Raw genomic sequence first — 4,646 nt, forward strand, 5'->3', positions numbered from 1 at the left:
AAAAGGCGTTCGCCTTTTTCCTCTTTAAATCGTACCTCTACTCTCTTGTTTCTGTATCCTGGCTATTTCTACAGTTGTTTTTTTCTGGGAATATGGGGTAAGATGAAACATATCTACACTACGTTATGGGAGATATGCGATGTATATAGAATTTATTCTGATTTTTTTATTAACGGCGGCGACATACGAACTCGGATTTGCGCAGAAGCTGCCTGTTTTTAAGAAAGCGGCGGCGTACGTACTGCTTTTAGTGGGGACTTTTCCGCTGGCGATTTTGAATGCGATGGGTTTGCCGATGATCCCGGCACTTTGTGTGGCCGTCGTCGTTCTGCTATTTGCCCGGCTGCGACGGAAAGATGTCAAATCGATGCGCGAAAAAGAACAGAAAGGGTGAGTGCATGCTGTGGCTGACACCGGTACGGCAAACCGAACATGGTTGGGTGTTACACGAAGAACGGATTGCTTACAAAGAATCAGAATTGGCTCCTGTATTAACCGCGCTGCGTGAAGTGCATCCTCGCTTGCTGCCTTTAGTGAAAGCGGCCATTCTGCCGGACGAACCGGAGGCAGAGGAAGAAGAAGCGCTTATTTGCGGTACAGCGGCCGATTTTGATCTTTCTGTGCCAGGCCATATTATATTTGACGGTATGCGATGGCGGCTGTCTCACTGCGGGGAAAGCTTTTTCCGTATGCTTCTTCCCAAAGATGAGGCAGTGAGGCTGTTATCATCTGTTGTCCAGGTTCAAGGAGATATTGTCGGGCAAATCACCGATTGGGTAAAACAAGGAATGTATGCAGTTGTCATAAAGGAATAATCATGAGAGGTGGCCACATGACGAAGCAATTCGAGAATGCGTTGTTTGACTATTTGCAGATTAAAGTCGTCTCAGACGCCAGACCAGAGGACGACGCGGCAAAAAAGACAAGTGATTTTTTCTATTCCATTCTGGAAGAGGATCATAAGCTGGAGCATTTGGAATACACCAAAGACGAGACAATGTACCATGTCAAGTATACGGCAGATGGAAAAACGAAAACCCAGTTTTACGACAGGGAAGCCATTGAGCAGCTGCTTAGCGCCATCGAGGCAGAGCCGCGCTATGGTCGGTAAAAAATACGTAAGGGTGCAGAGAAACGCTGAGTTTTTCTGCACCTCATTTTTTTGCGTGGAAAACATGTTTAAAAATAATGCGTAAGAATATATGATGAAAGGAAAGAGAGGGAAGAAGAAATAAGATCCGGAGAAGAAAAAGGCCTTCGCCTTTTTCTACATTAAAATCATCTCCTCGCTCCCTTCTCTCTTTTCCCTCATGCCGCAAAAGTCAGCCGCCCTTCTCATGATTTTCATGTCGGGGTGGCGGCTGAAAATCCATGAGAATTTTGTTAGGAGTAGACGGAATGAAAGTACGAGATTACATGACCGCAAACCCAATTGTTCTATATAAAGAGGAAACGATTAGCCGTGCCGCTTCCCTTCTGCTCGAAAACCGAATTGACGGTTTGCCGGTGGTGGATGAAGCGTACAAGCTGATTGGGCTGCTGACCAAATCGCATGTATTTCGTGCGATGAAAAACCATCTGCCCGAGGAAACGCCGGTAGGAACGTTAATGCAGACCCGCCTGGTTACGCTGTACGATGATCAGCAGATTTATGAGGATTGGGACGAAGAGTTGGAAGCGGGACGCCTTCCGGTCATTGACCGCTCCGGTACACTGGTCGGTATTCTGACGAGAACGGATATTCTCCGTGCTTTTGAGCACCAGACACGGAAAACGATTTCTCAACTGGACGCGATTCTGCAGTCTACATATCACGGGATCGTAGCAGTTGACTTAAAGGGTCATGTGCTGTCCATTAACCAGGCTGCAGAGCGCCTGCTCGGCATCTCCTCGCAGAAAGACATGCTCCGTACATCCATCGATGAGCTTGTATCTGATAAGCCGTTGTTAAATCTGCTGCTTTCTCTTGAAAAAAACAGATGGTCCGGCTTGATTATGACGGTCGCAAACTGCTGATTAACCATACGCCGATCGTAACCGACGAAGGCAAAAAGATTGGAATGGCAAGCGTTATGCAGGATATTACGGAACTTGAAGTGATCTCTGAAGAGCTTACGGCTGTCCAGAAGCTGAACCGGGAACTCGATACGATTATCGAATCGTCCCATGACGGGATTGTCGTTACGGATCGCAGCGGAGTAATCCGTCACTTCAATCAAGCATTCAGCCGTATGACAGGTGTACCGGCACACGAAGCGATCGGCAGGCAGGAAGAAGAGTTGGAGCGGCGGGGCATTATTTCCCAGGCAGTGAGTAAGCTGGTGGTTGAAAAGAAGAAGCGCGTCAGCGTTATCCAGCATGTGGCGAACGGCAGCGTACTGCTCTCGACAGGAACGCCGATTCTAGACGATGAGACGGGCGAGATTTTGCAGATTGTAATGAATTGCCGCGATTTAAGCCAATTGAATCAAGTAAAGGCGGAACTGGAAGAAGCGAAGCAGCTATCTGAGCGATACCATTCGGAGCTGGAAGTGTTGCGCGCACAGCAGATGGCAATCGAAGGCGTGGTCGCGGAAAGTGAGGAGATGCGTAATATTCTTCAAATGTGCATGCGCATCGCTCCGGTAGATACGTCTATCCTTATCCTTGGAGAATCGGGTGTCGGCAAGGGTGTATTGGCCAAATTGATTCACCAGCGAAGCGACCGGGCCAGGGGGCCTTTCATCTCCATTAACTGCGGTGCCATTCCCGGTAATTTGCTTGAGTCTGAACTGTTTGGCTACGCGCCCGGAGCTTTTACGGGTGCACAGCAGAAAGGGAAACCAGGTTTAATTGAGCTGGCAGACGGAGGAACGCTGTTTCTGGATGAAATCGGGGAGCTGCCGCTGGATTTGCAGGTTAAACTGCTGACAGTGTTGCAGGAAAAGCTGGTCACCCGTATCGGAGATGTAAAGGAAAGAGCAGTAGATTTTCGCCTGGTTGCAGCGACAAACGCCAACCTCCTTGAGCGGGTGCAGGCCGGAACATTTCGTGAAGATTTATACTACCGGATTAACGTCGTTCCGATCGAAGTACCTCCGCTGCGTAAGCGCAAAGAAGATCTATTTCCGATGATCCGGTATTTCCTTGGGAAATTTAATGCTAAACACCATGTAGATAAGCGGATTTCCTATGAATCGCTGGAGTTGATGCAAGCGTATGCGTGGCCCGGTAACGTCCGGGAGCTGGAGAACATCATTGAGCGGCTGGTTGTGACCACGGTCGCTCCGGTTATTGATGTACAGCATCTGCCCAAAATGATGCTCGATGGGCAGGCCCCGTCTGTTGCATTTCCGGTGGAGCGGCGGCAAGAAGCAGGGCAAGCGGATGAAAAAACTGTATACAGTACGGCAAGCGTGCCTGCTACGCCGGCTCAAGAGAAGGAGCGGTTGTTGTCGTTATATGAAAAATATCAGAGCACGCGAAAGGTCGCTAAAATCTTGGGGGTTCATCAATCCACTGTTGTGCGCCGGTTAAATAAGTATGGGATTCGAAAGAAAAATGATGCATAATGGATGCAAGATGTGTTTTTGATGCGATTTTGATGCAGATAAACGATGCGTATGCATCGGATTTGCCATATGTACCCCGTCATTTGCATCATTTTAGCTGTTAGAAAAACTGGCATAGTACTTGCAATGTTAAAAAGGCGGAGAGAATGAATTAATGGACTATCGCAAGACTTCGGCAGGAGAGGCCGAATCAATAGAGAAATCATACAAATAATAAAAATAAAAACCATACATTATACAAATAAAAAGGGTAAAAAACCCACAGTTGAGTGGAGAGCAACCGAAACGTGCGGATATATTTCTTGCGATAGTTCATTTCCATTCCATCCAGCCTGCCCGCTTGCCGAGATGCATTGCCTGCCGTTTGTGAATTGATAGTTGAGGATATGCTTTTTTCCGGTGTACAATGGAAATATCCTCATATGTAAGGAGGTTTTGCTTATGGCGGAAGTTGTGGCACAATCTCTAAGCCAGGATTTGCTGGCATTGTTGCAAAATGAACGGTTTGCCATGCTGTCCACGGTGAACAAACAATCTGGAGGGCCGTATGTAAGCGCGATTTCTTGGGTATACGCGCCGAATGTGTCTACGATTTTATTTGCTGTCAATAGCAAGTCGGTCATCGTCGACAACATCCAGCACAACAGCCATGTTGTGCTTAATGTGTTTGCGGGTGGGTCCGTCTATTCCATCAGCGGTCATGGACATGTGAAAGCGGAACAAATGGAAAATGTACCGTTAAAGCTGACTATGGTGGAAATAATGATTGAAGAGGTGCGTGATGTGATGTTTTATGGATCACGCATTTCCATTGAACCGCGTTTTGAGAAGACGTATGATGAACGAGCGGCGAAAAAACTGGATAATCAAGTAATGGAAGCGCTTAAAAATGCCTAGTCATATGATCTGTGACCAGGCATTTTTTTGTGGTATAGGAGAGTATATGTCACTTTACATTGAGAAAGCGGTATATACTTTCCCTTCATTGTAATCAAGGAAAAACGTGCGAGGCGTGTGCCGGCCGTTGCTTTTTCCGTGTGGAGCGTGTAGCCCGAAGGGAGGGAAAGACCGGCAACGCCCGCGCGTTTTTCTTAT

At 47.4% G+C, this 4,646-nt stretch carries 6 protein-coding genes; all 6 read left to right on the forward strand.

Annotated features, from left to right (window positions below; genetic code table 11):
- Positions 1-139 precede the first annotated feature (139 nt).
- On the forward strand, positions 140-394 hold the full coding sequence (locus B2899_RS13410) for a YlaH-like family protein (protein WP_146808071.1): 255 nt from the start codon (positions 140-142) through the stop codon (positions 392-394).
- Positions 395-398: 4 nt separating this feature from the next.
- Positions 399-815, forward strand: a complete 417-nt coding sequence (locus tag B2899_RS13415; protein ID WP_146808070.1) for a hypothetical protein — start codon at positions 399-401, stop codon at positions 813-815.
- A 17-nt stretch (positions 816-832) separates the two neighbouring features.
- A complete protein-coding gene (locus B2899_RS13420) occupies positions 833-1,111 on the forward strand; it encodes a hypothetical protein (protein WP_146808069.1) in 279 nt (92 codons plus the stop codon).
- 287 nt (positions 1,112-1,398) lie between these two features.
- Positions 1,399-2,016 carry an HPP family protein gene (locus B2899_RS13425; protein ID WP_286886470.1) on the forward strand — a complete coding sequence of 206 codons (618 nt, stop codon included), beginning with the start codon at positions 1,399-1,401 and terminating at the stop codon, positions 2,014-2,016.
- Positions 1,980-3,551, forward strand: coding sequence for a sigma-54 interaction domain-containing protein (locus B2899_RS13430; protein WP_286886472.1), 1,572 nt, complete (start codon positions 1,980-1,982; stop codon positions 3,549-3,551). The genes B2899_RS13425 and B2899_RS13430 overlap by 37 nt, the downstream gene beginning before the upstream one ends.
- Positions 3,552-3,992: 441 nt before the next feature.
- Positions 3,993-4,448 carry a pyridoxamine 5'-phosphate oxidase family protein gene (locus B2899_RS13435; protein ID WP_146808067.1) on the forward strand — a complete coding sequence of 152 codons (456 nt, stop codon included), beginning with the start codon at positions 3,993-3,995 and terminating at the stop codon, positions 4,446-4,448.
- Positions 4,449-4,646 lie beyond the last annotated feature (198 nt).

It is taken from the genome of Aneurinibacillus sp. UBA3580 (genome assembly GCF_002375825.1).
In the GTDB taxonomy this organism is placed as follows: Bacteria; Bacillota; Bacilli; order Aneurinibacillales; family Aneurinibacillaceae; genus Aneurinibacillus; species Aneurinibacillus danicus.